The sequence below is a fragment of the Enterobacter sp. K510 genome, assembly GCF_055804875.1.
The window spans coordinates 309,983-332,657 of the sequence record NZ_JBNRLQ010000002.1; the positions used below are offsets into that span (position 1 = coordinate 309,983).

A 22,675-nucleotide genomic window follows, 5' to 3' on the forward strand; every position below is an offset into this window, starting at 1 on the left:
AACCGGATGAAAATAATCTAAAAAGCGTTTGAGCAACACAAGACTTTCAGGCGAACTTACTATCCCGTAAAGTTACGTATAATTTGCCAGGAATCATCTTAAAGTAAAGTAAATGTTTAGTTATGTGAAGAGGGTAAAAACAAATAAGCCGCGCCAGTTATATCCTGGTAGATGTGCCTGCAATAAATTTTTAGGAATAACCTCAGGAAAACTGCACTAATATTATGGATTAGTATTTTGCGGCAGCTCGCCAACAATATCCGCCAGCAGATTGAAGATTTCGCTGAATAAATGTTCGCAGAAGGGCGCGATAAGGGGCATCAGTAAAGCCATCAGCAGAATGCCGACGCTGAGCGTGATGGGAAAACCAATAGAGAAAACAGAAAGCTGCGGCGCCATACGGTTCAGCAGGCCAAGGGACATATTGAGCGTCAGCAGCATGGTGATAACCGGCAGCGCCAGCATCAGACCATTGATAAAAATGAGGCCGCCAGCCCGTGCCAGCGCAAGAAACGCGTTGGTATTAATGGGGTTGTTGCCCACCGGCAGCGTATGGAAGGTATCCACCAGCATCGAAATCAGCCACAGATGACCGTCAAAGGTCAGAAACAGCAGCAGCGCCAGCAGATCCATAAAGCGCGCCAGCACCGGCATATTCAGGTTGCTGGCGGGATCAAAGAAGGTGGCGAAGGACAGACCCATTTGCAGGCCGATAAGCTCCCCTGCGGTGCGGATGGCGGCAAAAGCGAACTGCATGGTAAAACCCAGCGCAATGCCGATCAAAATCTGCTGTAGCGCCAGCCACAGGGCATTGGCGGAGAAGATGGTGACGTCGTTTGCGGGCAGCGAGGGGGCGATCACAAAGGTGATCACCAGCCCCAGGCCAAGCTTAACGCGCTTGGGCACGGTGCGTTCGCTCAGAATAGGGGCGGTGGAGATCAGCGCCAGCACGCGCAGCAGCGGCCAGAAATACATACTTAGCCAGTGCAGCCACTGGTCGCTGGTGACGTGCAGCATCTCAGGCGTTATCCGATGATGTACGGGATGTTATTAAACAGACCGCGCATATAGTCGAGCAGTAAATTCAGCATCCACGGCCCGGCCACCACGATAGCCACCACCACCGCGATGATTTTTGGAATGAACGACAGCGTCATTTCGTTAATCTGCGTTGCCGCCTGCAAAATGCTGATCACAAGACCGGTAACCAGCGAAACCAGCAGCAGCGGCGCAGCCAGGGCAAGGGCGATTTTCATCGCCTCGGTGCCCATCATCATGACCGATTCAGGCGTCATAGTGCCATTCCTTAACTGTAGAAGCTCTGGGCCAGCGATCCCACCAGCAGCTGCCAGCCGTCAACCAGCACGAACAGCATCAGCTTGAAGGGTAACGCAATGGTCGCCGGGGGCACCATCATCATGCCGAGCGCCATCAGGACGCTGGCAATAACCAGATCGATAATCAAAAACGGAATGAAAATGGTAAAGCCGATCTGGAAAGCGGTTTTCAGTTCACTGGTGACATAAGCCGGCAACAGAATACGCATCGGCACCGCTTCCGGGCCCTGTAACGGGCCGGTATTCCCCAGCCGGGCAAACAGGGCCAGATCCGCTTCGCGGGTCTGCCGCATCATAAATTCTTTTAACGGCTGCGCGCCTTTTTCCAGCGCCACGTCGACGGAGATTTTGCTCTCGGAAAACGGCTGGTACGCCTCGGTATAAATCTTGTCGATCACCGGAGACATAATGAAAAAGGTCAGAAACAGCGCCAGACCCAGCAACACCTGGTTTGGCGGCGCGGAGGGCGTACCCAGCGCGTTACGCAGCAGGCCGAACACAATGATGATGCGCGTAAAGCTGGTCATCATCAGCAGAATGGCAGGCAGGAAAGTGAGCGAGGTGATAAACACCAGCGTCTGCACCGGCAGCGACCAGCTCTGGCCGCCACCGGCAAGCGGCTGGCTGATCAGACCCGGCAGCTGGGCAAACGCAGAGGGCGCAACCAGCACTAAGCCAGCCAGCGCAAGGGATAACAAAGGGCGCATCAGGATCTCCCGGAACGCTTGAGCAAATTCTTCAACACGGCCTGGAAATCCGGGGTGTTCTCTTTCAGACCTTCCGGCTCCGGCTGGGCGGGCGGCAGGGTGTGTAACAGGGAAATGTTCGACGCGGTAATGCCCAGCACCAGACGGGCGTCTTCCACGTCGACGATCACCACGCGCTCGCGCGGGCCGACGGTGGTGCTGGCGCTGACCTTCAGGCCGCGTGCGCTTGCGGTTTTACCGGCAAAGCCCACGCGTTTCGCCACCCATGCCGCCACCAGGATCAGGGCGATAATGCCCAGCAGTGCGCCGCTGACCTGTAGCAGCGGCGAACCGGGTACGGCAGAAGGATGGGCAACGGTTGCCTGGGTTTTCATACTCAGCGGCTCAGGCGACGCATACGCTCAGACGGGGTAATGATGTCGGTAATACGCACGCCGTATTTATCCGCCACCACCACAACTTCGCCCTGTGCGATCAGATAACCGTTGATCAGAATATCCAGCGGCTCACCGGCCAGACCTTCCAGCGCCACCACGGAACCCTGCGTCAGGCGCAGCAGCTCTTTGATGGTCATGCGGGTACGGCCCAGCTCCACGGTCAGCTTGACCGGAATATCCATAATCAGATCGATGTCCTGTAAGGTGCCGCTGACATCGCCGCCGCCAAACTGCTGGAACACCGCATCGGCGGAGCTTTTGCTGCTGGTGGTGGTTTTCTGTTCGTTTAACGCATCAGCCCAGATATCGTCCATTGCTTCGTTGTTTTCATCGGACGGATTGTTCATGTCACTCATTTGGGCTGTTCCTCATTCAGCGAATTCAAGATCGGGTTGATCAAATGCTCTACACGCAGGGCGTACTGGCCGTTAATCGTGCCGTACTGGCTGGTGAGCACAGGCACACCGTCCACATGGGCAATGATGCGATCGGGTTTTTCGATCGGCAACACGTCACCGGGTTGCAGTTTCAGGATCTGCGACAGACGCAGGGGTACATCGCCGAAGTTTGCGATCAGCTCCAGCTCAGAGTGCTGAACCTGACGTACCAGGTTATCGCGCCAGTTCTGGTCCTCGTTGCGGGAGTTCTCCAGCGGCGGGTTAACCAGGGTTTCACGCAGCGGCTCAATCATGCTGAAGGGCAGACAGATATTAAACTCGCCCGTCAGGTTACCGATTTCCACGTGGAAAGGGGTATTGACGACAATATCGTTCGGCGACGTGGTGATGTTGGTAAATTTAACCTGCATCTCCGAACGTACATATTCCACGTCCAGCGGGTGGATCGCTTTCCATGCATCGCTGTAGCCTTCCAGCGCCAGCTTCAGCATGCGGTTGATCACGCGCTGCTCGGTATGGGTAAATTCACGGCCTTCCACTTTCGTCGGGAAGCGGCCATCGCCACCAAACAGGTTATCCACGGCGATAAATACCAGGCTTGGGGAAAACACAAACAGCCCGGTGCCGCGTAACGGTTTCAGGTGGATCAGGTTAAGGTTTGTCGGTACCGGCAGGTTACGCGCAAACTCGTGATACGGCTGAATACGGATCGCGCCGACGGTAATATCCGGGCTACGACGTAACAGGTTAAACAGCCCCATACGGAACTGACGCGCAAAACGTTCGTTAATGATCTCCAGCGCCTGTAAACGCTCTCGCACCACGCGACGCTGAGTGTTGGGATCATAAGGGCGAATTTCGCTCTCAAAACCCTCACCGGGTTTTGGAGCATCGTTACTATCGCTGTCGCCGTTGAGCAGCGCATCGATTTCAGCCTGAGAGAGAATACTGTCGCCCATGTCTTTACCGCAAAATGAAAGCTGTATAAAGAACGTCAGTCACTTCCTGCTTCGGTTGCCCGGCGACTAACGGCGAAGAGAGCGTATCTTTAATCGCGTCCACGAGTTTCTGCTTGCCTTCTGCGGTCGCCAGTTGTGACGCATCCTGGCGCGAGAAAAGTAACAGTAAGCGGCTACGCACTTCCGGAAGATATTCGCTCAAACGGGTACGGGTCGCGTCATCTTTCAGACGCAGGGTGATCCCCACGTACAACACCCGATCGGCGTCGCCCAGGTTCACGGTAAAGGTATCGAGAGCAAAGAAGACCGGTGCCGGAGGCGGCGGTAATTCTGCTTTTACGCTGGCGTCTGCCGGATGCTGTTGCATACGCCAGTAGCTGTATCCAGCGGTGGCGCACGCAGCGAGGGTGATTAACACCAACAGCGGGATCCAGATCCCACGCTTACTTTTTTTGGGAATGGCGGAGTCAGTCATCTGTTACAAGCTTCCTGTTTCGGTACTGCTGATAGAGTGATTATCCCGTGTCTGCCGTCCGTCAAAGGGTGGAAAAGACGGAGATAATCACGCTACCTTTTGCGTTTAGGCAAAGATGTCTACCGAACCCGTGCCGCGCGCGGCGGATTGCAGGCTGGCAGGCACCACCAGAGCGTCATCATCTTCAGCGCCGAAATCACCGCGATTGCTGCCGCGGGACGCCTGCTGCTGGGAAGACGACTGCTGCTGACCGGTGAAGCTTTCGCTGCTGATGCTGCTCTGACCCAGCTGAATACCGCTTTCCGCAAGGCTGGTGCGCAGCGTCGGCAAGGCGGCTTCCAGCGCCGCGCGCACATGGCTGTGCGGCGACATCATCTGAATCTGAGCCTGGTTATCATCCAGCTTCAGGTTGATCTGCACCTGGCCCAGATCTTCCGGATGCAGACGCAGTTCAGCGCTCTGTTTGCCCTGACGGGTGAAGAGTGTGATGTTCTGGCTGATGGTCTGCTGCCACTCGCTGCTGCCGAGCGGCGCGCTGATCACCGGAGCGGCAACCGGCAGGCTGGCCTGCGCTGGCGCGGCGGTGCTGACGGCCGGAGCAGCGCTGACCGTAGTATTCACGGCATGGATCGCCGCCTGCGCATCGGCTTTGGCGGCGTTAGCGGCTACCGGGGCGGCGGCTTGCTGCGCGCTGTCAGCGCCTGGCAATTGTGCGTTCAGCGCCGCGCCCGCGTCTTTATGGGAGGGTTGACCGGCTGCGGCATCCGCCGTGTCGGTTAACGCGTTGCCACGGGGATCGGCGGCGGCCAGGTTCAGCGTGCGGCTGCCGGCAGCGGTCGTCACGGCGGCGGAAGCGGCGGTGCCGGTTGTGGTAACAGGTGCTGCGGTCTGGGCATTTTGCTGATGAGGCAGCATCGCCAGCAGTGCGCTAAGGCTGGCGATCTCTTCTTCGCTAAGATTTGCCGTCTCTGTGTCGTCGGCTTTCACGGTTTTATTGAGCAGCGCCAGGCTGTCGGATTTCAGGCCGCTGGTCAGCAGCGGCGTTACGCCCTGCGCCTGCGAGGCGTCTTCTGTCAGCGCCTCTTCCTGTACCGTCTGACGCGCCAGAATATCCGCAAGCTTAGCCGCCGGAGAGCGCAGATCCGCCTCGCCGGTGTCCTTACTCAGCAAACCTTTCTGAAGCGTCGCGCCCGCTGCCTGTAAATCAGCCAGCGACAGTGACGCGCCTTCACCCTCAACCGGCGTGCCGGAAATTGCGCCGGTCAGCAGCGCCATAAAATCCTGCGCGCCGGTGTCCGCTTTCCCGGTCATCAGCCCGGAAGTCGGGGCTTCTGCATCGGTCATTACCAGTTTTGGCAAAGAGATCATTCAATTTTCCTCAATGATGCGCGCTGCGCAAACTCGTCCATTTTTTTCTGGTCAAGCCGGTTTTCCGCCAGCAATGCTGAAGCGGATTGCCGATCCTGTAAGGTTTGCCACGCCTGCAACCGCTGTTTTTTTTCACGCCAGCAGGTTAACGCCTGATCCACTTTATTGGCCCACTGCGTCAGCTGAAGACGGTGCTGTTCGATGGCTTTTTCTAATGTTGAAATAAATTGCTGGTAGTTCTGCCAGCGCTGACTGCCGATGCCCTGGGTCATGTCAACGTTGAGGTTATTACGGTACTCGTTCTGGTAATCCATCAGCATGTTGAGCTGCTCTTCAGCCTGCTGGCAGGCGCGACGCATATCCCCGAGGGTAATGGCGGCGTCCTCGACTTCTTTTTCTGCCAGATCCTTTAGCGTCGCTAATGCGCTATGTTGCGTCATAAAGGAACCTCACGTTGCTTATGCTGACGGGAAAATCAGATCCAGCGCCTGAATCGAATCTTCCCAGCCGGCACGTTCAAAAATGCCCTGTTGCAGGAAAGCTTCAAGCTGCGGCCACAGGGCGATGGCTTTATCCAGCATTGGGTCGCTGCCGCGCGCATAGGCCCCCACGCTGACCAGATCGCGGTTACGCTGGAAGCTCGACAGTAACTGTTTAAAGGTGCGCACTTTGGCGTAATGCTGTTCAGAAATCAGCGCGGTCATGGCACGGCTGATGGAGGCTTCAATATCGATGGCCGGATAGTGGCCCGCTTCCGCCAGACGGCGCGACAGCACGATATGGCCGTCAAGGATGGCGCGCGCCGAGTCGGCGATCGGATCCTGCTGATCGTCGCCCTCGGTCAATACGGTATAAAAGGCCGTGACCGAGCCGCCGCCGTGGATGCCGTTACCCGCGCGTTCCACCAGCGCCGGAAGTTTGGCAAACACCGACGGCGGATAGCCTTTGGTGGCGGGCGGCTCGCCAATCGCCAGCGCGATCTCACGCTGCGCCATGGCGTAACGGGTCAGGGAATCCATAATCAGCAGCACATGCTGACCGCGATCGCGGAAGTCTTCCGCAATGCGCGTGGCATAGGCTGCCCCCTGCATACGCAAAAGGGGAGAGACGTCAGCGGGGGCGGCGATCACTACCGAACGCGCACGACCGTCGGCACCGAGAATGTTCTCGATAAAATCTTTCACTTCGCGACCACGTTCACCGATAAGCCCGACGACGATCACATCGGCCTGGGTGTAACGGGCCATCATGCCGAGCAGCACGGATTTACCCACGCCGGAACCGGCGAACAGCCCCATACGCTGACCACGGCCCACGGTTAACAGGGCGTTGATCGGGCGCACGCCGGTATCCAGCACGTGTTCAATAGCGGTACGTTGCAGCGGGTTGAACGGCTGGGTGATCAGCGCGCCGGTTTCGGTGGTGTCCGGGGCGGGTAGACCGTCGAGCGGTTTACCGCTGCCGTCCAGCACGCGCCCGAGCAGCGCCGGGCCGAGCGGCAGCTGTTTACCACTGTGCAGGCCATCGCCGCTGGCGTTACGCGCATACACGCGGGCGCCGGGCAGGATGCCTTCCACTTCTTCCAGCGGCATCAGGAACAGGCGCTGGCCGTTAAAACCGACCACTTCGCTTTCCACTTCGCGGGTTTCGTTACCGTCCTGACGCTCAATAATGCAGGTCGCGCCCAGCGGCAGTTGCAGGCCGGTGGCTTCCAGCACCAGACCGGTGGCGCGGGTCAGACGACCATAACGGCGCACGCCAGGCAGCTGCGCCATTTTGCTTTCAAAATTATCCAGCGTGTTCAGCCAGCGGGTCAGGCGTGCGGTCATCAGACAACTCCCGGCGCCGCAAGGCGGCACAGTTCCTGCCAGCGCGTCGCCACGCTGGCGTCCAGATCGCCCTCATCGGCGGAGACTTTGCAGCCGCCAGGGTGCAGGGTCGGATCGGCGCGCAAACGCCAGCCGTGCAGGTTGAGCGTTGCGCCCAGCATATCTTCAACACGCTGTAAATCGTCCGGGTGCACGCGCAGCTGCGGTTTACCGCTGAACAGCGGCTCCTGCTGCAACAGCGTCTGGATCTGTTTGATCAGCGCATTGTTATCCACGCAGGCGGTCTGGCCGATCACCTGACGCGCGGCTTCCAGCGCCATCTGCATCAGGCGCGAGGCGATAACGCTGTCAAGGGCGTCCAGGGTGTACTGAAATTCACTGACCAGTTGCTGCATGCGGGCATGCAGCGGGGCCTGTTGCTGATGGGCCTGCGCCAGACCCTGTTCCTGGCCCTGGGCGAGGCCTTCTTTATAACCCTGTTCCTGACCGATCCTGCGGCCTTCTGCCAGACCGGCGTTATATCCCTGCTCATGGGCCTGCATCTGCATCTGCGCCAGCTGTTGCTGACGTTTCTGCTCCTCGGAGATCTCTTCTTCGACGACGTCCTCGTCATCCTCTTTCGCGTCAGCACGCACGGTGGCGGGCACGAATTCGGATAACGGCATCGCCAGATCTTCCGGCTTCCAGACTTTCCATGGCAGTTCGTTAGACATAGGTATCCTCGCCGCTGCCAATCACCATCTCGCCGGTTTCCGCCAGACGACGCACAATAAGCAGGATGGCTTTCTGTTCGTTTTCCACCTGAGACAGACGCACCGGACCACGGTTGGCGAGGTCGTCGCGCAGAATATCTGCCGCACGTTGCGACATGTTGCGCAGGAATTTCTCGCGCAGCGGCTGTTCGGCACCTTTCAGGGCGATCAGCAGCGACTCGGAATCCACTTCCTGCAACAGGCGCTGGATGCTGCGATCGTCCACTTCCGCCAGGTTTTCGAACAGGAACATCTCGTCGATAATTTTCTGCGCCAGCTCGCCGTCGAATTCGCGCACCGCGGTAATAACCGCTTCTTCCTGCTGCGTTTTCATCAGGTTGATAATTTCGGCCGCCGTTCTCACGCCGCCCATTTTGCTGCGCTTGAGGTTCTGGCCGTCGAGCAGGCTGTTCAGCACTTCCGTCAGTTCCGCCAGCGCCGCCGGCTGAACACCGCCGAAGGTGGCGATACGCAGCATCACATCGTGACGCATACGCTCGTCGAACAGCGCCAGAATATCCGCTGCCTGACCGCGTTTGAGGTGCACCAGGATGGTGGCGATGATCTGCGGATGCTCGTCGCGGATAAGGTCTGCGGCGGTCTGCGGCTCCATAAAGTTGAGCGTTTCGATACCGCTGGAGGTGTCGCGGGTTTCGAGAATATCTTCCAGCAGGCTGGAAGCACGCTCTTCGCCCAGCGCCTTGATCAGCACGGAACGCAGATAATCGTTGGCGTTGATGTTGAGCGCCGCGAACTGCTCGGCTTCCTGCTCAAACTCCTGTAACACATCGGTCAGCTGTTTGTTGGAGATCTGACGCACACCCGCCATGGCGGTACTCAGATGTTGCACCTCACGGGTGGAGAGGTGCTTGAACACCTCCGCCGCGCGGTCTTCGCCAATCGTCATCAACAGAATGACGCTTTTCTCAGTTCCGGTAAGGTTACTCATGTTCTTCGTTACTCATCCACTGGCGAATGACCAGCGCCACGACGCGCGGATCGTTATCTGACATTTCGCGAATACGCTGACTGAGGACTTCCACGCCCATGCGCTGGTTAGCGCGGCGCTGCTGGATCTGCTCATCTTTGCTCAGGCGTACTTCAACTGATTCTTCGATTTCCTGACGATTCTGCGTCGCTTCCTGGGCTGCTTTCACTTCTTCTGCGCGGCGGGTCAGCTGCGGACGAATCGCTTTACGCCACAGGATCCACGCCACAATCAGCACCAGTAACCAGCGACCGGCAGACAGCATCTGGTCGATAAACCATGGCTGCTTCCAGAACGGCGGTTCCGCCAGGCCATCATCGGTGGCATTGAACTGGGAGTTGACCACGTTCAGGCTGTCGCCACGGGTTTCCGAGTAGCCCATGGCTTCGCGGGTCAGGTTCTCAATCTGTTTTAACTGATCGGCCGTCAGCGGCAGCGGTTTGCCGTCGGCCAGCTGGCGATAGTTCACGACAACAGCCACCGACAGACGCTGGACATCGCCGACGTTCATCTTGGTGTGGCGGATAGTACGATCCACTTCGTAGTTCGTGGTTTCATTACGCGAGCTGTTACGCGGGCCGCTGCTGGCTGCCGTGGAGGTCTGCTGCGCGTTCTGATTCTGCTGACCGTTCTGCTGATTATTCGCCGCAGGCGTGGTGATCGGTGCGGTATTGGCCGGGGCAGGCTGGTTAGAGAGCGCGCCCGGCACGCCACCGGCGCTGCCGCCGGACTGTTCGGTTTCATTGATCTGACGGGAACGCAGTACGGCCTGCGCCGCGTCGCCGTTCGGACGGTAGTTTTCTTCCGTCTGCTCTTTATTGGCAAAATCAATCTGCGCGGTAACCTGAGCATGGACGTTACCATTACCCACGATCGGCGAGAGGATAGCTTCGATGCGGCGCTGAATGCGGCCTTCGACATCACCGGCGTATTTCAGCTGGGCATCATTCAGATCACGACCGCTGGTGTTGGATTGCGTCAGCAGATGACCGGCCTGATCCACCAGGGTGACGTTGCCCGGCGGCAGTCCGGCGACGGCGCTGGAGACCAGGTGTACCACGGCGCTGATCTGACCTTCGTCCATCGCGCGGCCCGGTTCGAGATTCACGGTCACGGAGGCGGAGGGGGATTTTTGCTCGCGCACGAACAGCGACGGTTTCGGCATCGCCAGATGCACACGGGCGACTTTGACCGGACCGAGGGTTTCGATAGTCCGCGCCAGCTCGCCTTCCAGCGCGCGCTGGTAGTTCACCTGCTCGCTGAACTGGCTGATGCCGAATTTTTCCTGATCGAGCAGTTCAAAACCGACCGCGCCGCCTTTCGGCAGGCCCTGCTGAGCCAGGCGCAGGCGCAGTTCATGCACTTTGTCCGCGGGGACTTCCAGCGCGCCGCCGGTTTCAGAGAAGCGATAGGGGATGTTCATTTGCGTCAGTTGGGTGACGATCGCGCCCCCATCCTGATCGGATAAGTTGCTGTACAGCGTGCGGTAATCCGGCTGTTTCGCCCACAGCACCATGGCGACGATGATGGCCACAGCCGCAGCGCCCGCTACCATTAAAGGGATTTTGGGGTTCGCGCGCAGGCGGTTCATCCACTCGAGAGATTTATTTTGTGATGCAGTCGTTGCAGTCGCACTCATTGCGCACCTCTTAACTCTGGGTGGACGGCGTTATTCGTGTAATGAAGCAAAACAGACTCCCGGGTCGGCAAACACGACAAAAGTTCCATGTTGATGGCGGAGTCATTATTTGATGATTCGGAATTTTCTATGGGTCAAATAACCTGGTTTTTTATCGCTATTTGCCGCCTTTATCTTATTGACAAGCTGTTAGTCTTACCCGGTATCAAATCATGTGGGGTAAAACCATGTCAGTACAGGGTATTGAAGGGGTCATCAGCCAGTTGCAGGCAACGGCGGGGATCGCGAAGAATCAAAGTATGCAAAGCGAACCGACGGTGAGCTTCGCCGGACAGCTGCATGCGGCACTGGATCGCATCAGCGATACGCAAAACGCGGCGCGCACCCAGGCTGAGAAATTCACCCTTGGTGAACCCGGCGTGGCGCTGAACGACGTGATGACCGATCTGCAAAAATCGTCCGTGTCCCTGCAAATGGGCATTCAGGTGCGTAACAAACTGGTTGCCGCCTATCAGGACGTGATGTCCATGCAGGTGTAGTTCACCGCTTTTATAATTCTTATTTATTGGGGTTTACAGGCTTTTACGCCTGTAAATCTTTTTTATTGGGTATTATTTCCTACCGCACCTCCCGCGCATTTCCTATAATGTTTTCAGTTAAGCGCAACCTCAGGCGGTAACCGATAACATGATTGACTTTACCTTCAGCAAACCCGACGAGATCGTTAAGTTGCTCTGCGAGCGCTTACGGCAAATGCGTATCGCGCAACAAATGACCCAGGCCGAACTGGCTGGCAGGGCAGGCGTGAGCGTCAACACGGTTTCTAATATGGAAGCAGGGCGTAATATCGCCTTTGAAAGCGTGGTGCGTATCGCGATGGTGCTTGGCCGGGGTAAAGAGCTGGAAGAACTTTTCAAACCGCAGCTTACCACGCTGGACGATTTACGCCGTTACGAAGAAAGCACCAGCCGCCAGCGCATCAAAAAGAGGAACGACCATGCCTGATCGTGTGGATGTTTACTACGAAGGCTGGGGTGAACGCTGGCTGTGGGGGACGCTGGCTACCACGACGGCGCTGAGCGCCCGTCCGGTGATCTTTTTCGAATACAGTCAGGCGGCGCTGACACGCGGCCTTGAGCTGTCGGCCTGGACCTTGCCTCTTAAGGGCGAGCGGCTGCGGCAGGGCTTTCCTGCACATCAACTGGGATTACCCGGCCCGGTTTATGATTCACTGCCGGATGGCTGGGGCATGTTGCTGATGGATCGTCTGTTCAGGCAGCGCGGTTTGAATGCCGCGCGCATTGGGCCGCTGGAGCGGCTGACCTGGATTGGTGATAACGCCATGGGTGCAATGTCTTTTGTGCCTCATCAGGCGGAGGCTACATCGGCGGATGTGGATATTCCGCTGGCGCAGCTTGCCAGTGAAGTGCAGGACGTGCTGGACGGCGAAGGCGGGGAGTTTCTGGCCCGTCTGCTGCAAATGGGCGGCTCTCCCCACGGCGCACGACCTAAAGCTCTGGTCTACCGTAATACCGCCAGCGGCCTTTTCACCACGGCGCAACAGGACGATCTGCAACCCTGGCTGATTAAATTCCCGGCCCGCAGTGAACATCCGGAAGTGTGCGCCATCGAAATGCTCTATGCCGAATGCCTGCGCGAATGCGGCATCGACACCCCTGATACCGAATATTTTTCCCTTCCGGGCGGGCAGGCGGCCTTTGGCAGCCGACGCTTTGATCGCAAAAACGGTATGCGTGTGCCGATGCAAAGCCTGGCGGCTTTTACCGGCGCGAATTACCAACTTGCCGGATCGATGGACTATGTGAACTTTCTGCGCGCCACGCAAGTTTGTACGAACGATGTGCGGGAAAAACAGCGGGCTTTTGAACGCGCCCTGTTCAATATCATCTTTCATAACCGTGACGATCATCCGAAGAACTTTGCTTATCTGATGTCAGCCTCCGGAAAATGGACGCTCGCTCCCGCTTATGACGTTACCTGGTGCGACGGCCCCGGCGGCTATCATCAGATGGATGTGCTGGGCGAGGCGCTGGCTATCCGTCGCGAGCAGATCGATCGCCTGGGTATGCAGGAGGCGGAATTAACGGCAGAGCAAATCAGCGCGCTCATTACCCGGTTTGCGGACGTGGCCAGTGGTTTTACCGCCAGGGCGAAGGCCCGTTTCGCGCGGGAAATAACGCCTCAGACGCTCCGCGATATTCAGGCCAGCATTGATGACAATCTCAGCCGTCTGTAGTGGAAAAACGCCTCCCGCCGTCTGACGGGAGGCGTAACCCTATTTCTGGATCAGATAGCGAATGGTTGGCCCGTCCTGCTGAATGTCCAGCACGGTATAGCCGTGGTTTTGCGCATCCAGCGGAATGTTATTGATCGACTGCGGGCAGTCGCTGACCACTTCCAGAATTTCGCCTTTTTTCAGCTGCGGCATCGCCTCCAGCGTGGCGACAGCCGGGTAGGGGCAGGGTTCGCCCACCATATCCAGACGGTAATCAGGCACGATAGCTTTCATGCTGGCTCCTTAATGGCGACGCGCGCCGCCCGTTTGAAGAACTGTTTTTCCCAGGCCACCATCAGCAGGAATGCCGCCAGCAGCATGGCGTAAGTGACCAGCAGCCCGCCCAGCGGACCAAAGGTGTTAAGCAGGTTGATCTTATCCCAGCTGGTCGCCAGCGGTGCGGACAGGTCGTCCCAGAAATACGCCAGCAGCGTGGAGCCGATCACGTTGCCAAGCCCCACCCACCAGTAGTGCACCTGGCCTTCCACCGCGCGGTACATCCAGCCGGTTTCACAGCCGCCCGCCAGCACAATGCCAAAGCCGAACAGCAGACCGCCCAGTACCGCATTCGGGCCCGCCCACATAATTTTCGGCTCCACGCCCAGTTGCGTGTAGCTGTAGATGCCGATGGCGCTGACCGCCATCCCCAGCACAATGGCTTTTGCCAGATGCGTGCGGCCGGTGATCCACATATCGCGGAACGCCGAGGTAAAGCAGATCTGCGCCCGCTCGATCAGTAAGCCAAAGCCGACGCCGAACAGCATGGCGAGACCCAGCTTTGGCTTATCCATCGCCGTCAGCAAGGCCCAGCCGATCATGCCGACAAATACCAGCATGCCAAGACGAAAACGACGCCGCGCCTGCTCGGGTTTCTGGGTTAACGGCGAGGCGCTGGAGACTTTCTGCATTTTTACCGGGATGCGGAAGACCGGCAGCAGGGTGACGCGCGCGCCAAACCAGGTGCCAACGGCGGTCGCCAGCGCGAAGAACCAGGCGTGCAGGGAGAACTGCGGAATGCCGGTGAAGAAAGCCGCCAGGTTACAGCCCATCGCCAGCCGCGCGCCGAAACCGGCAATAATGCCGCCGACAATGGCCTGCGCGATACGGATGCGGTTACGCGGCATACGCAGCTTAACGTTGTTCGCCCACAGCGCGGCGGCAAAGCAGCCGCCGAACATGCCGATGATCATCATGCCGTCGATACGCGTCAGCGGTGTCCCTTCCAGATGGATCAATTTGTAGTAACCCCACTCTTCGGCATGTACGCCCATCAGTTGTAACAGCTGACCGCCCCAGCGGGTGAATTCGCCGGTGACCGCCCAGAAGGTGCCGGTAATGCCAAAATAGTAGGTGGAGAGGATCCCTGCGGCGATAACGGCAGGGGCGGGGGCCCAGAATTTGATTAACCAGGCCTGTTTGAATTGTTGCCACGACATTGTATTAATGACCTCTGAACTCAGAAGGTTTTAAAAGAAGAGGCGATACTACACGCGTACGCGGGTTTGCAAAGCAGAAAGACCCTTTTATCTGGCAGAGATCAATTTTATGCCGTATCGGTGAAAGGCTGGCAGGGGCAACGCTTTAATGCCACACTGTTTTTTTTCTTCATGAGCAGGATAACAGATGAAAAAAGTAGCAATTCTTGGCGCATTGCTGGCGCTGGCCGGCTGTGCGCAGGTGGAAGATTATCAGGCGGTGGTAAAACATCCCGCCCCGGCGGGGCTTGCCGGTTACTGGCAGTCAAACGGCCCACAGAGCGCGCTGGTCAGCCCGGAGGCGATGGCCAGCCTGATCGTCACCCAGGATGGCGATACCCTCGACTGCCGTCAGTGGCAGCGGGTGATTGCCGTACCGGGTAAACTGATGCTGAGCGGCGACGATCTGAAAAACGTCACCCGTAAGCTGGAAATTTATGGTGTGGAGCGGGAAGGCAACCAGCTGGAGTATGCGGGCATGACGCTTAAACGCGTCGAACGCCCGACCAGCGAATGCGCCGAGGCGCTGGCGAAAAATCCTCTGCCGTCGCCGTTACCCTGACTGACAGGGCAGTGCGGGCGTTCCCCGCGCTGCCCGTTGTGTTACGCAGCCTCTTCTATTACCCACACGCTGACGCTGCCGCCGTTACAGGTGAAGGTGCCTTCGCCCAGGGCGTTGGTAGTGACGCTTTCATCGCGGTTGCCGAGAAAATCCCGCCATACCTTGTTGCCGTAGTTATCCCCGAGACTCAGTGTTTTTTCGCCGTCATCACCATTCGAGAGCACCACCACGCAACCTGGCTCCTCCAGCGTACCGCTGCGGCTGAAGGCGATGCAGTTAGGATGATCGAACCAGAGCGTTTGCACGCCGTGGGCGAAGCGCTGACGGGCGAGGATCAACTGATCCAGCTGGTGGATGATCGGCATATCCACATGATGCACCTCGCCGTCACCGCCGGTATCGTCATAGCTTGCGCCAAACAGATCCGGATAGAACACCGAGGGCACGCCGTTTTCCCGCAGCAGGATCAGCGCGTAGGCGAGGGGCTTAAACCAGGCTTCTACCGGGGCTTCCAGCGCCTGTAGCGGCTGCGTGTCGTGGTTGGCGACCAGCGTCACGGCATGGAAAGGATCGGCTTCCACCAGCGTGCCGGTGAAAATCTGGCTCATGTCGAAATGGCTGCCCTGGAGCGAGGCTTCGTGGAATTTCATGTGCAGTGGGGCATCGAACAGCATGGTTTTACCGTCCACCTGATCGATATACTGTTTCAGCTTATCGACGTCGTGCGACCAGTATTCCGCCACCATAAACAGCGGTTCAGGCGCGACATCCTGCACATGCTCGATCCACTCTTTATAGAACCAGGCCGGAATATGCTTCACGGCATCGAGGCGGAAACCCTGGCAGCCGGTCTGCTCCATCACCCAGCGCGCCCAGTATTTGATCTCTTCCGCCACCGCGGTGTTGCGGAAATCAATGTTCGCGCCCATCAGGTAGTCAAAGTTCCCCAGTTCATCGTCCACCTGATGGTTCCAGCCATCGCCGGTATAGTCATTGACGATTTTAAATACGCCGTCTTCGTCAGGATTTTCGATATGGTCGATGCCGCTGAAGCATTTGTAGTCCCAGACAAAGCGCGAGTACTGGCCCTGACGCACCGGGAAGCTGTAGCGCGTCCAGGCTTCGCATTCAATCACCGCGTCATCAATTTGCGTGCGGTCGTGCTCGTTGACCCGGTTGACGCAAATGGACTCTTTTTCGTCAGCGCCCATTTTATGGTTCACCACCACGTCCAGCAGTACCGCGATATCATTTTCCCGCAGCGCGGCAATGGCCGCCAGCAGCTGAGCTTTATCTCCGTATTTGGTGGCGACGCTGCCTTTCTGCTCGAATTCGCCCAGATCGAACAGATCGTAAGTGTCATAACCTACGGAAAAGCCGCCCGATGCGCCTTTGGACGCCGGGGGAAGCCAGACCATATTGATGCCGATGTCATTGAAACCTGAAGCGCGTTCGGCGATTTCCGGCCAGAGTTTTCCGCCGTCAGGGTAATACCAGTGAAAGCACTGCAATAAGGTGGGGTTTTTCATCTTCCATGCTCCGGTGTGGGGATCAACGAAGTATGGGTGAAAATCAAAAAATGACGCGGGCGCAGTTTATAAAAAACGTCACCCGCCGGTCAGAAGCGGAACTTACAGCTCGCTCGGGAACAGAATATTACCGGAAAGACGTCCATATGCTGAATTCAGGTTGTGCTGGCGGGAGGTTTGTCCCACCAGGGTGCGCAGCTCTTCCATGCGCTGATGTAATAACGTTTTCAACTCGACTTCATTATCGAGGATCTGCCGGAGCAGCGGGCGGACCTGCGCCTGGACGGCAGGTGCCACCTCTCCGGCATCCTGAAACTGCGTCAGTCTTTCCACTGCCGCAATGTAGTTGAGTTCATGTTCAATCAGATCGTCCCAGCGGCCTTCTCTGGCGAGAGTAAGCATACTGCAACTGGCGATTAGTAACTGCTGATAGTGGTGGAGCAACCCGACATGTGCTTCCATTAGAAGGACTCTCGCGCATTAGGATTATTGGGACCAATTTCTTTCCAGGCGTCCGCAATGTTGTTGAGCAAAATTGTGACTTCCTCAATGGCGCTGACGTCATTGTGCAGATTGGCGTGTAAAAGACGTCGTGTCATGTAGTCATACAGGCTGTCCAGGTTTGCGGAGAGCTCACCACCGACATCGTGGTTAAGTCCCGCGCGCAAACCATTGGTGATGATATTGATGGCTTTCGACAGCGCTTGTCCTTTACCGGGAATATCTCCCTGCTCAATCAGAATGGCCGCCTTTTTCATGGCGCTTAACGCGCCGTCAAACAGCAGTACCACAAGTTGATGGGGGCTGGCGCTCAGGACGGCGCTTTCCACGCCGACCGTTGCATAAGCCTGAATTCCCGATTTTGTATACATAGCAAACCTCAATAAATAACTTATGAATTCATCGCGTTAAATTGCTGGGTCAAATAGTTGCCGGTGGAGGTCAGGGAGGAGACCATTTGACTCAGTGCAGTAAACTGCGTTTTGTAACGGGCCATGGTGGCGGTGATCTGTGCGGTAACACGCTCTTTTTGCTCATCCAGCTGTTTCAACGACTTGTTGATACCGTCGGTGGCATTTTTCAGTGAGCCATCAGTACCGAGAATGCTTTTCAGCAGGCTGCTGGTCTGGGTGGCAAAGCCGGTGGTTTTGCCATCGCCGGACAGGAAGCTGATCACGTCCGCCGGTTTTTCGTTCAGCGCTTTATCAAGCTTGGTGCTGTCGACCGTCAGTTTGCCGTTGATATCCTGGGTGATCCCCAGTTGCGACAGGGCGGAGAGGGTGCCGTCGTTAGTCTGGGACGTGGAGAGCATGGAGCGCAGACGCGTCTGGATATTGCGCAGCGTACCGTCGCCCAGCAGATCGCCGTTGCTGGAGTCCTGGCCGGTAGCGGTACCTTTATCAACCGCCGTGTATTTGGTCTGGCTGCCGATAGTGGTTTGCAGCGAGTTATAGGCATCAACGAAGGCGTTAATGGCTGCGGTCATCGGGGCGTTATCTTTAACGACCGTCAGGGTTTCCGGGGTGCCGGTAGTAAGTTTCGTCAGGTTCAGCGTCACGCCTTCCGGCGCATCGGTGATGCTGTTGCTGCTGCGGGTGATCTCAATGTTGTTGATCTTCACTTTCGCGTCGGCAGCGGCAACCTGTTGCGTCATATTGCTTGGGTTAGCGCCGGTGGCGTCATAACCAATGTATTTTGCCAGCTCGCTGTCATTGGTGGTGACGGTCATGGCATTTTTCGTGCCGCTGTCACGGGAGGTCAGCGCCAGGTAATAGCTGTTGTCGTCCGCTTTAATAATGCTGGCGGTGACGCTGCCCTGTTTGGCGTTAATCGCATCACGCACATCCGCGAGGCTGGTTTTATCCGCCGCGAGCGTCACCGTCAGCGGATCTTTCTGGCCCGGCTGCGCGATGGTAATGGTGCGTGAGGCGAGGCTGGAATCGCCCAGATCGGTATCTTTACTGGCCACTTTCGGGCTGAGCAGCGACTGTGACGCCGCCAGCGCAGTCACTTCTACAGAGTACGTCCCCGCAGAGGCACTATTAGACAGCACGGCGCTGAACGCGGTATTAGTGCTGGACACTTTGGCCGAGGCGATAGCAGAGGTATTTTTCAGCGCATCGGAAGCGGTCTGTACTTTATTCAGCGCAGTTTGCACCACGTTCCATGCGGTCAGTTTGGCTTTAAAAGACGTTTGTTGAGAAGTAATAGGGGTTAACTTCGTCTGTTCGGCGGTTTCCAGGTTGCTATATAAAGTATCCAGGTTCAGGTTGGTACCCGCGCCGATTGAGCTTATCGATGCCATTGATTCATCCTTTCTTATTTAGACAATCACTGGATGGTCTATCGGCAGCGACAGCGAAAAGATTAGAGTCTTTTAGAAAAAACAATGGCGGAATAAAGCCCCTCATTAACCGGCAGTTTGCGCCTTTAAAAAAATGATCTTTTTTTCTAAAGGTTGTGGAGGAGCTGTCGATAATCAGGTTGACGGTGAGAAAACCGTAGGCGGAAGCCTGAATCTGATAACTTTTTCAAAGGAATACCATCATGGCTGTTATTAATACTAACACCCTGTCGCTGATGACTCAGAACAACCTGACTAAATCTCAGTCTTCTCTGGGCTCCGCGATCGAACGTCTGTCTTCTGGCCTGCGTATCAACAGCGCAAAAGATGATGCTGCTGGTCAGGCGATTGCAAACCGCTTCACCTCTAACATCAACGGCCTGACCGTTGCTGCCCGTAACGCGAACGACGGTATTTCTCTGTCGCAGACTGCTGAAGGCGCGCTGAGCGAAATCAACAACAACCTGCAGCGTATCCGTGACCTGACCGTTCAGGCGCAGAACAGCTCCAACTCCGCATCCGACGTTGACTCCATCCAGGCTGAAGTTAACGAACGTATGAAAGAAGTTGACCGCGTAACCAAACAGACCGACTTCAACGGCATCAAAGTGCTGAACACCGGTTCTGGCTCCAGCACCTACAACTTCCAGGTTGGCTCTAAAGATGCCGAGCAGATTGGTATCGAAATCAGCTCCAGCGACAGCTTCAACCTGGCATCTGCTGGCGTGACGGGCGCAGCGGGTACCCTGAACACCAAAGCTATGGTTTCCGGTACCGATACTGTTAACGGCAATGCCCGTACGACTGAAGCTGTTGGCTTCGACGTACTGAAAGGTAAAGTGACCGGCGGCGTATCTGGTGTAGCAGCAGGTAAAACTCCGCTGGCAGACATCGATGCGGCAATCAAATCTGTTGACTCACAGCGTAGCCTGCTGGGTGCATCTCAGAACCGTTTCGAGTCCACCATCACTAACCTGAACAACACCGTGAGCAACCTGTCTTCCGCTCGCAGCCGTATTCAGGATTCCGATTACGCAACAGAAGTATCGAACATGTCCCGCGCGCAGATCCTGCAGCAGGCTGGTTCTTCCGTACTGGCTCAGGCCAACCAGGTTCCGCAGACCATGCTGTCCCTGCTGCGTTAATTCGCAATTTAGCTTTATGCAAAAAGCGCCGTTTATCGGCGCTTTTTTTATTTTTACGCGCAGAAATAATCAAAATAAATCGACGTAAAGGCTAAAGCTTCTGCATCACGTGTCGATAACATTATTGAAGGCGATGAGGCCGTTGGGCACATGCCGAAATAGCATTAACACTATTAATTAAGGATAAATACCATGGCAGTGATCAACACCAATACCTTGTCGCTGATGACTCAGAACAACCTGACTAAATCTCAGTCTTCTCTGGGCTCCGCGATCGAACGTCTGTCTTCTGGCCTGCGTATCAACAGCGCAAAAGATGATGCTGCTGGTCAGGCGATTGCAAACCGCTTCACCTCTAACATCAACGGCCTGACCGTTGCTGCCCGTAACGCGAACGACGGTATTTCTCTGTCGCAGACTGCTGAAGGCGCGCTGAGCGAAATCAACAACAACCTGCAGCGTATCCGTGACCTGACCGTTCAGGCGCAGAACAGCTCCAACTCCGCATCCGACGTTGACTCCATCCAGGCTGAAGTTAACGAACGTATGAAAGAAGTTGACCGCGTAACCAAACAGACCGACTTCAACGGCATCAAAGTGCTGAACACCGGTTCTGGCTCCAGCACCTACAACTTCCAGGTTGGCTCTAAAGATGCCGAGCAGATTGGTATCGAAATCAGCTCCAGCGACAGCTTCAACCTGGCATCTGCTGGCGTGACGGGCGCAGCGGGTACCCTGAACACCAAAGCTATGGTTTCCGGTACCGATACTGTTAACGGCAATGCCCGTACGACTGAAGCTGTTGGCTTCGACGTACTGAAAGGTAAAGTGACCGGCGGCGTATCTGGTGTAGCAACAGGTAAAACTCCGCTGGCAGACATCGATGAGGCAATCAAATCTGTTGACTCACAGCGTAGCCTGCTGGGTGCATCTCAGAACCGTTTCGAGTCCACCATCACTAACCTGAACAACACCGTGAGCAATCTGTCTTCCGCTCGCAGCCGTATTCAGGACTCCGACTATGCAACAGAAGTATCGAACATGTCCCGCGCGCAGATCCTGCAGCAGGCTGGTTCTTCTGTACTGGCTCAGGCCAACCAGGTTCCGCAGACCATGCTGTCCCTGCTGCGTTAATTTGATTGGAAGAGGCATCTGTGGATGCCTCCGGAAGATAAAAAGCCCCTACCAATTTGGTCGGGGCTTTTTTATTTATCTCAGCATGGCTGCATTTGTGGTCAGTGAGATCCACTCTCATAGCAAGCTTTGTGGCGACTGATAATGTCTACATCCGTAGGCCGAGAAAGCCGGAAGCGTAAGTAATCCATGTCGAGCAATAGCGCGTAAGGCACCAGATAAGCAAATAAATAATAGTAGAGGCGTCTGCACTTCTCATCTTCATCCGGCGCATCGGCGATGAACCTGAAAGGACTCTCGCCCAGCAAGGTAATTGTCTTGTTATGTAAAAGGGCTTCGAATCCCACGCCAGAATTAACGGTCACGATATGGCGGCAGTTGGCAATAAATTGCGTGCTGTCAGGGGATACATCAAGGGCAAAAGAGGCTTTTGGGTTTGGTGTAAACAATGCATACGGATGCGGTCGAACGAGAATTTTTTCGGGCGCGCTACGATATTTAACCCGCATATATTCCAGCAAGGTAAAATTATTATAAGAATTACCGTAGGCCACAAGATTTGAATCATTTTCTACCTGCAGGGCAACGCCAATATCATACTGAGGTACAGCCTCTGAACATTGCAGTCCACGGGCAAAATAACGCCTGAGTTCGTCAACAGACATCGTCTGCTTGCACTCCGGGGGGGCAATTTCATAACGACTTTCTGCTTCTGCCGAGCCATTAACCCCCTTGAAATCCATAAAAAAGGTCAGGGCATAATCAGGTAGGCGCAACGAACCTTGTTCAAAATGCACCACCGGAATATTAAGTTCCTGGGCTGCATGATTAAGCGAGGCGCAGTTGTTCCAGATCAGCACAGCTTCGAGATCGTTAAGCGAAGAAAGAATCGTATGGATTTTATCATGCAATGGATCAATATTTTCCGTTAACCATGCCCGGTAGAATTCTGTTGGATTGGGGTATTCTTGTAACTGTGAGTCAAAGAGATCATCGTCCAGCAGGGTAAATTCGCACTGATCCAGTTGGCTCTTCTCTGGCAGTGTATAACCATGTTTTATCTGGTTATGGGCTTTAGGTTCCCAGCGATGTTTTTGTTCCCAGTAAGAAACCGGTTGAAAATAAGCTTTACTGAGAATGAAGTGTACAGGTTCTTTTACCGTGGATAAGACCTTGTAAAAAAACCATAAATCCGGTGCCTCATGACCGCGGAAAGGCCAGGGAGATAAAAATACGGCTATCATAGGCGTGCGTTGCATCCCTTACTATTTGGCAAAGTGACAGTAATAAAGCGATTCTAC

Annotated in this window: 26 protein-coding genes; 6 read left to right on the forward strand and 20 right to left on the reverse strand. The window is 56.0% G+C overall.

Annotated features, from left to right (window positions below):
- Nucleotides 1-222: 222 nt before the first annotated feature.
- The 13 genes from fliR to fliF all read right to left on the reverse strand — a co-directional run bounded on the left by fliR (nucleotide 223) and on the right by fliF (nucleotide 10,889).
- Entirely contained in the window at nucleotides 223-1,017 is a 795-nt protein-coding gene (fliR, locus tag ACQUTD_RS03980; RefSeq protein WP_072568933.1) for a flagellar biosynthetic protein FliR, read from the reverse strand.
- An 8-nt stretch (nucleotides 1,018-1,025) separates the two neighbouring features.
- Entirely contained in the window at nucleotides 1,026-1,295 is a 270-nt protein-coding gene (fliQ, locus tag ACQUTD_RS03985; RefSeq protein ID WP_072568932.1) for a flagellar biosynthesis protein FliQ, read from the reverse strand.
- 11 nt (nucleotides 1,296-1,306) lie between these two features.
- On the reverse strand, nucleotides 1,307-2,044 hold the full coding sequence (gene fliP, locus ACQUTD_RS03990) for a flagellar type III secretion system pore protein FliP (protein ID WP_318376190.1): 738 nt from the start codon (nucleotides 2,042-2,044) through the stop codon (nucleotides 1,307-1,309).
- Entirely contained in the window at nucleotides 2,044-2,418 is a 375-nt protein-coding gene (gene fliO, locus ACQUTD_RS03995; protein ID WP_072568930.1) for a flagellar biosynthetic protein FliO, read from the reverse strand. The genes fliP and fliO overlap by 1 nt, the downstream gene beginning before the upstream one ends.
- A 2-nt stretch (nucleotides 2,419-2,420) precedes the next feature.
- Nucleotides 2,421-2,837 carry a flagellar motor switch protein FliN gene (gene fliN / locus ACQUTD_RS04000; RefSeq protein WP_072568929.1) on the reverse strand — a complete coding sequence of 139 codons (417 nt, stop codon included), beginning with the start codon at nucleotides 2,835-2,837 and terminating at the stop codon, nucleotides 2,421-2,423.
- Complete coding sequence (gene fliM, locus ACQUTD_RS04005) at nucleotides 2,834-3,838, reverse strand: flagellar motor switch protein FliM (RefSeq protein ID WP_072568928.1); 1,005 nt, start codon at nucleotides 3,836-3,838, stop codon at nucleotides 2,834-2,836. The genes fliN and fliM overlap by 4 nt, the downstream gene beginning before the upstream one ends.
- A 4-nt stretch (nucleotides 3,839-3,842) precedes the next feature.
- On the reverse strand, nucleotides 3,843-4,313 hold the full coding sequence (fliL, locus tag ACQUTD_RS04010; protein ID WP_072568927.1) for a flagellar basal body-associated protein FliL: 471 nt from the start codon (nucleotides 4,311-4,313) through the stop codon (nucleotides 3,843-3,845).
- A 105-nt stretch (nucleotides 4,314-4,418) separates the two neighbouring features.
- Complete coding sequence (gene fliK / locus ACQUTD_RS04015; RefSeq protein WP_473273810.1) at nucleotides 4,419-5,681, reverse strand: flagellar hook length control protein FliK; 1,263 nt, start codon at nucleotides 5,679-5,681, stop codon at nucleotides 4,419-4,421.
- Complete coding sequence (fliJ, locus tag ACQUTD_RS04020) at nucleotides 5,678-6,121, reverse strand: flagellar export protein FliJ (protein ID WP_072568925.1); 444 nt, start codon at nucleotides 6,119-6,121, stop codon at nucleotides 5,678-5,680. Before fliJ ends, fliK begins: the two co-directional genes overlap by 4 nt.
- Before the next feature lie 18 nt (nucleotides 6,122-6,139).
- Complete coding sequence (gene fliI, locus ACQUTD_RS04025) at nucleotides 6,140-7,510, reverse strand: flagellar protein export ATPase FliI (RefSeq protein WP_072568924.1); 1,371 nt, start codon at nucleotides 7,508-7,510, stop codon at nucleotides 6,140-6,142.
- The gene (gene fliH, locus ACQUTD_RS04030; RefSeq protein WP_473273811.1) at nucleotides 7,510-8,223 is read right to left on the reverse strand and encodes a flagellar assembly protein FliH; all 714 of its coding nucleotides are present in this window, start codon (nucleotides 8,221-8,223) and stop codon (nucleotides 7,510-7,512) included. The genes fliI and fliH overlap by 1 nt, the downstream gene beginning before the upstream one ends.
- A complete protein-coding gene (gene fliG, locus ACQUTD_RS04035; protein ID WP_072568922.1) occupies nucleotides 8,216-9,211 on the reverse strand; it encodes a flagellar motor switch protein FliG in 996 nt (331 codons plus the stop codon). Before fliG ends, fliH begins: the two co-directional genes overlap by 8 nt.
- Nucleotides 9,204-10,889 carry a flagellar basal-body MS-ring/collar protein FliF gene (gene fliF, locus ACQUTD_RS04040; protein ID WP_072568921.1) on the reverse strand — a complete coding sequence of 562 codons (1,686 nt, stop codon included), beginning with the start codon at nucleotides 10,887-10,889 and terminating at the stop codon, nucleotides 9,204-9,206. Before fliF ends, fliG begins: the two co-directional genes overlap by 8 nt.
- A gap of 227 nt (nucleotides 10,890-11,116) precedes the next feature.
- On the opposite strand from fliF, the gene fliE reads away from it, so the two are divergent.
- The 3 genes from fliE to ACQUTD_RS04055 all read left to right on the forward strand — a co-directional run bounded on the left by fliE (nucleotide 11,117) and on the right by ACQUTD_RS04055 (nucleotide 13,146).
- Complete coding sequence (fliE, locus tag ACQUTD_RS04045; protein WP_072569474.1) at nucleotides 11,117-11,428, forward strand: flagellar hook-basal body complex protein FliE; 312 nt, start codon at nucleotides 11,117-11,119, stop codon at nucleotides 11,426-11,428.
- A gap of 148 nt (nucleotides 11,429-11,576) precedes the next feature.
- On the forward strand, nucleotides 11,577-11,894 hold the full coding sequence (locus ACQUTD_RS04050) for a helix-turn-helix domain-containing protein (RefSeq protein WP_072568920.1): 318 nt from the start codon (nucleotides 11,577-11,579) through the stop codon (nucleotides 11,892-11,894).
- Nucleotides 11,887-13,146, forward strand: a complete 1,260-nt coding sequence (locus tag ACQUTD_RS04055) for a HipA domain-containing protein (protein WP_473273812.1) — start codon at nucleotides 11,887-11,889, stop codon at nucleotides 13,144-13,146. The genes ACQUTD_RS04050 and ACQUTD_RS04055 overlap by 8 nt, the downstream gene beginning before the upstream one ends.
- A gap of 39 nt (nucleotides 13,147-13,185) precedes the next feature.
- Here ACQUTD_RS04055 and yedF read toward each other — a convergent pair whose 3' ends face one another.
- The gene (yedF, locus tag ACQUTD_RS04060) at nucleotides 13,186-13,419 is read right to left on the reverse strand and encodes a sulfurtransferase-like selenium metabolism protein YedF (RefSeq protein WP_072568918.1); all 234 of its coding nucleotides are present in this window, start codon (nucleotides 13,417-13,419) and stop codon (nucleotides 13,186-13,188) included.
- A complete protein-coding gene (yedE, locus tag ACQUTD_RS04065; protein ID WP_318376186.1) occupies nucleotides 13,416-14,621 on the reverse strand; it encodes a selenium metabolism membrane protein YedE/FdhT in 1,206 nt (401 codons plus the stop codon). The genes yedF and yedE overlap by 4 nt, the downstream gene beginning before the upstream one ends.
- A 187-nt stretch (nucleotides 14,622-14,808) precedes the next feature.
- Here yedE and yedD point away from each other — a divergent pair, with 187 nt between their 5' ends.
- Complete coding sequence (gene yedD / locus ACQUTD_RS04070) at nucleotides 14,809-15,222, forward strand: lipoprotein YedD (protein WP_072568916.1); 414 nt, start codon at nucleotides 14,809-14,811, stop codon at nucleotides 15,220-15,222.
- 41 nt (nucleotides 15,223-15,263) lie between these two features.
- Here the strand turns inward: yedD and amyA are convergent, their stop codons facing one another.
- From amyA to fliD, 4 genes are all read right to left on the reverse strand, one after another.
- Nucleotides 15,264-16,751 carry an alpha-amylase gene (gene amyA, locus ACQUTD_RS04075; RefSeq protein WP_473273813.1) on the reverse strand — a complete coding sequence of 496 codons (1,488 nt, stop codon included), beginning with the start codon at nucleotides 16,749-16,751 and terminating at the stop codon, nucleotides 15,264-15,266.
- A 102-nt stretch (nucleotides 16,752-16,853) separates the two neighbouring features.
- On the reverse strand, nucleotides 16,854-17,213 hold the full coding sequence (gene fliT / locus ACQUTD_RS04080; RefSeq protein ID WP_072568914.1) for a flagella biosynthesis regulatory protein FliT: 360 nt from the start codon (nucleotides 17,211-17,213) through the stop codon (nucleotides 16,854-16,856).
- Nucleotides 17,213-17,623 (reverse strand): flagellar export chaperone FliS, encoded by a 411-nt coding sequence (gene fliS / locus ACQUTD_RS04085; RefSeq protein WP_072568913.1) that lies wholly within the window; start codon nucleotides 17,621-17,623, stop codon nucleotides 17,213-17,215. Before fliS ends, fliT begins: the two co-directional genes overlap by 1 nt.
- 20 nt (nucleotides 17,624-17,643) lie before the next feature.
- Nucleotides 17,644-19,056 carry a flagellar filament capping protein FliD gene (fliD, locus tag ACQUTD_RS04090; protein WP_318364688.1) on the reverse strand — a complete coding sequence of 471 codons (1,413 nt, stop codon included), beginning with the start codon at nucleotides 19,054-19,056 and terminating at the stop codon, nucleotides 17,644-17,646.
- Nucleotides 19,057-19,298: 242 nt separating this feature from the next.
- On the opposite strand from fliD, the gene ACQUTD_RS04095 reads away from it, so the two are divergent.
- Both ACQUTD_RS04095 and ACQUTD_RS04100 read left to right on the forward strand, forming a co-directional pair.
- A complete protein-coding gene (locus tag ACQUTD_RS04095) occupies nucleotides 19,299-20,240 on the forward strand; it encodes a flagellin N-terminal helical domain-containing protein (RefSeq protein ID WP_473273814.1) in 942 nt (313 codons plus the stop codon).
- A 192-nt stretch (nucleotides 20,241-20,432) separates the two neighbouring features.
- Nucleotides 20,433-21,374 carry a flagellin N-terminal helical domain-containing protein gene (locus ACQUTD_RS04100; RefSeq protein WP_473273815.1) on the forward strand — a complete coding sequence of 314 codons (942 nt, stop codon included), beginning with the start codon at nucleotides 20,433-20,435 and terminating at the stop codon, nucleotides 21,372-21,374.
- A gap of 101 nt (nucleotides 21,375-21,475) precedes the next feature.
- Here ACQUTD_RS04100 and ACQUTD_RS04105 read toward each other — a convergent pair whose 3' ends face one another.
- Entirely contained in the window at nucleotides 21,476-22,618 is a 1,143-nt protein-coding gene (locus ACQUTD_RS04105; protein ID WP_473273816.1) for a GT99 family glycosyltransferase N-terminal domain-containing protein, read from the reverse strand.
- Between the last annotated feature and the right edge of the window lie 57 nt (nucleotides 22,619-22,675).

Excerpts from the sequence above, each read along its gene's own strand:
- fliF (WP_072568921.1), bottom strand. The coding sequence starts at position 10,889 with ATGAGTGCGACTGCAACGACTGCATCACAAAATAAATCTCTCGAGTGG.
- fliP (WP_318376190.1), bottom strand. The coding sequence starts at position 2,044 with ATGCGCCCTTTGTTATCCCTTGCGCTGGCTGGCTTAGTGCTGGTTGCG.
- yedD (WP_072568916.1), top strand. The coding sequence starts at position 14,809 with ATGAAAAAAGTAGCAATTCTTGGCGCATTGCTGGCGCTGGCCGGCTGT.
- fliD (WP_318364688.1), bottom strand. The coding sequence starts at position 19,056 with ATGGCATCGATAAGCTCAATCGGCGCGGGTACCAACCTGAACCTGGAT.
- fliG (WP_072568922.1), bottom strand. The coding sequence starts at position 9,211 with ATGAGTAACCTTACCGGAACTGAGAAAAGCGTCATTCTGTTGATGACG.
- yedE (WP_318376186.1), bottom strand. The coding sequence starts at position 14,621 with ATGTCGTGGCAACAATTCAAACAGGCCTGGTTAATCAAATTCTGGGCC.
- fliO (WP_072568930.1), bottom strand. The coding sequence starts at position 2,418 with ATGAAAACCCAGGCAACCGTTGCCCATCCTTCTGCCGTACCCGGTTCG.
- ACQUTD_RS04055 (WP_473273812.1), top strand. The coding sequence starts at position 11,887 with ATGCCTGATCGTGTGGATGTTTACTACGAAGGCTGGGGTGAACGCTGG.
- fliR (WP_072568933.1), bottom strand. The coding sequence starts at position 1,017 with ATGCTGCACGTCACCAGCGACCAGTGGCTGCACTGGCTAAGTATGTAT.
- ACQUTD_RS04095 (WP_473273814.1), top strand. The coding sequence starts at position 19,299 with ATGGCTGTTATTAATACTAACACCCTGTCGCTGATGACTCAGAACAAC.
- fliH (WP_473273811.1), bottom strand. The coding sequence starts at position 8,223 with ATGTCTAACGAACTGCCATGGAAAGTCTGGAAGCCGGAAGATCTGGCG.
- yedF (WP_072568918.1), bottom strand. The coding sequence starts at position 13,419 with ATGAAAGCTATCGTGCCTGATTACCGTCTGGATATGGTGGGCGAACCC.
- amyA (WP_473273813.1), bottom strand. The coding sequence starts at position 16,751 with ATGAAAAACCCCACCTTATTGCAGTGCTTTCACTGGTATTACCCTGAC.
- fliL (WP_072568927.1), bottom strand. The coding sequence starts at position 4,313 with ATGACTGACTCCGCCATTCCCAAAAAAAGTAAGCGTGGGATCTGGATC.
- fliM (WP_072568928.1), bottom strand. The coding sequence starts at position 3,838 with ATGGGCGACAGTATTCTCTCTCAGGCTGAAATCGATGCGCTGCTCAAC.
- ACQUTD_RS04050 (WP_072568920.1), top strand. The coding sequence starts at position 11,577 with ATGATTGACTTTACCTTCAGCAAACCCGACGAGATCGTTAAGTTGCTC.
- ACQUTD_RS04100 (WP_473273815.1), top strand. The coding sequence starts at position 20,433 with ATGGCAGTGATCAACACCAATACCTTGTCGCTGATGACTCAGAACAAC.
- fliJ (WP_072568925.1), bottom strand. The coding sequence starts at position 6,121 with ATGACGCAACATAGCGCATTAGCGACGCTAAAGGATCTGGCAGAAAAA.
- fliQ (WP_072568932.1), bottom strand. The coding sequence starts at position 1,295 with ATGACGCCTGAATCGGTCATGATGATGGGCACCGAGGCGATGAAAATC.
- ACQUTD_RS04105 (WP_473273816.1), bottom strand. The coding sequence starts at position 22,618 with ATGATAGCCGTATTTTTATCTCCCTGGCCTTTCCGCGGTCATGAGGCA.
- fliK (WP_473273810.1), bottom strand. The coding sequence starts at position 5,681 with ATGATCTCTTTGCCAAAACTGGTAATGACCGATGCAGAAGCCCCGACT.
- fliS (WP_072568913.1), bottom strand. The coding sequence starts at position 17,623 with ATGTATACAAAATCGGGAATTCAGGCTTATGCAACGGTCGGCGTGGAA.
- fliE (WP_072569474.1), top strand. The coding sequence starts at position 11,117 with ATGTCAGTACAGGGTATTGAAGGGGTCATCAGCCAGTTGCAGGCAACG.
- fliN (WP_072568929.1), bottom strand. The coding sequence starts at position 2,837 with ATGAGTGACATGAACAATCCGTCCGATGAAAACAACGAAGCAATGGAC.
- fliT (WP_072568914.1), bottom strand. The coding sequence starts at position 17,213 with ATGGAAGCACATGTCGGGTTGCTCCACCACTATCAGCAGTTACTAATC.
- fliI (WP_072568924.1), bottom strand. The coding sequence starts at position 7,510 with ATGACCGCACGCCTGACCCGCTGGCTGAACACGCTGGATAATTTTGAA.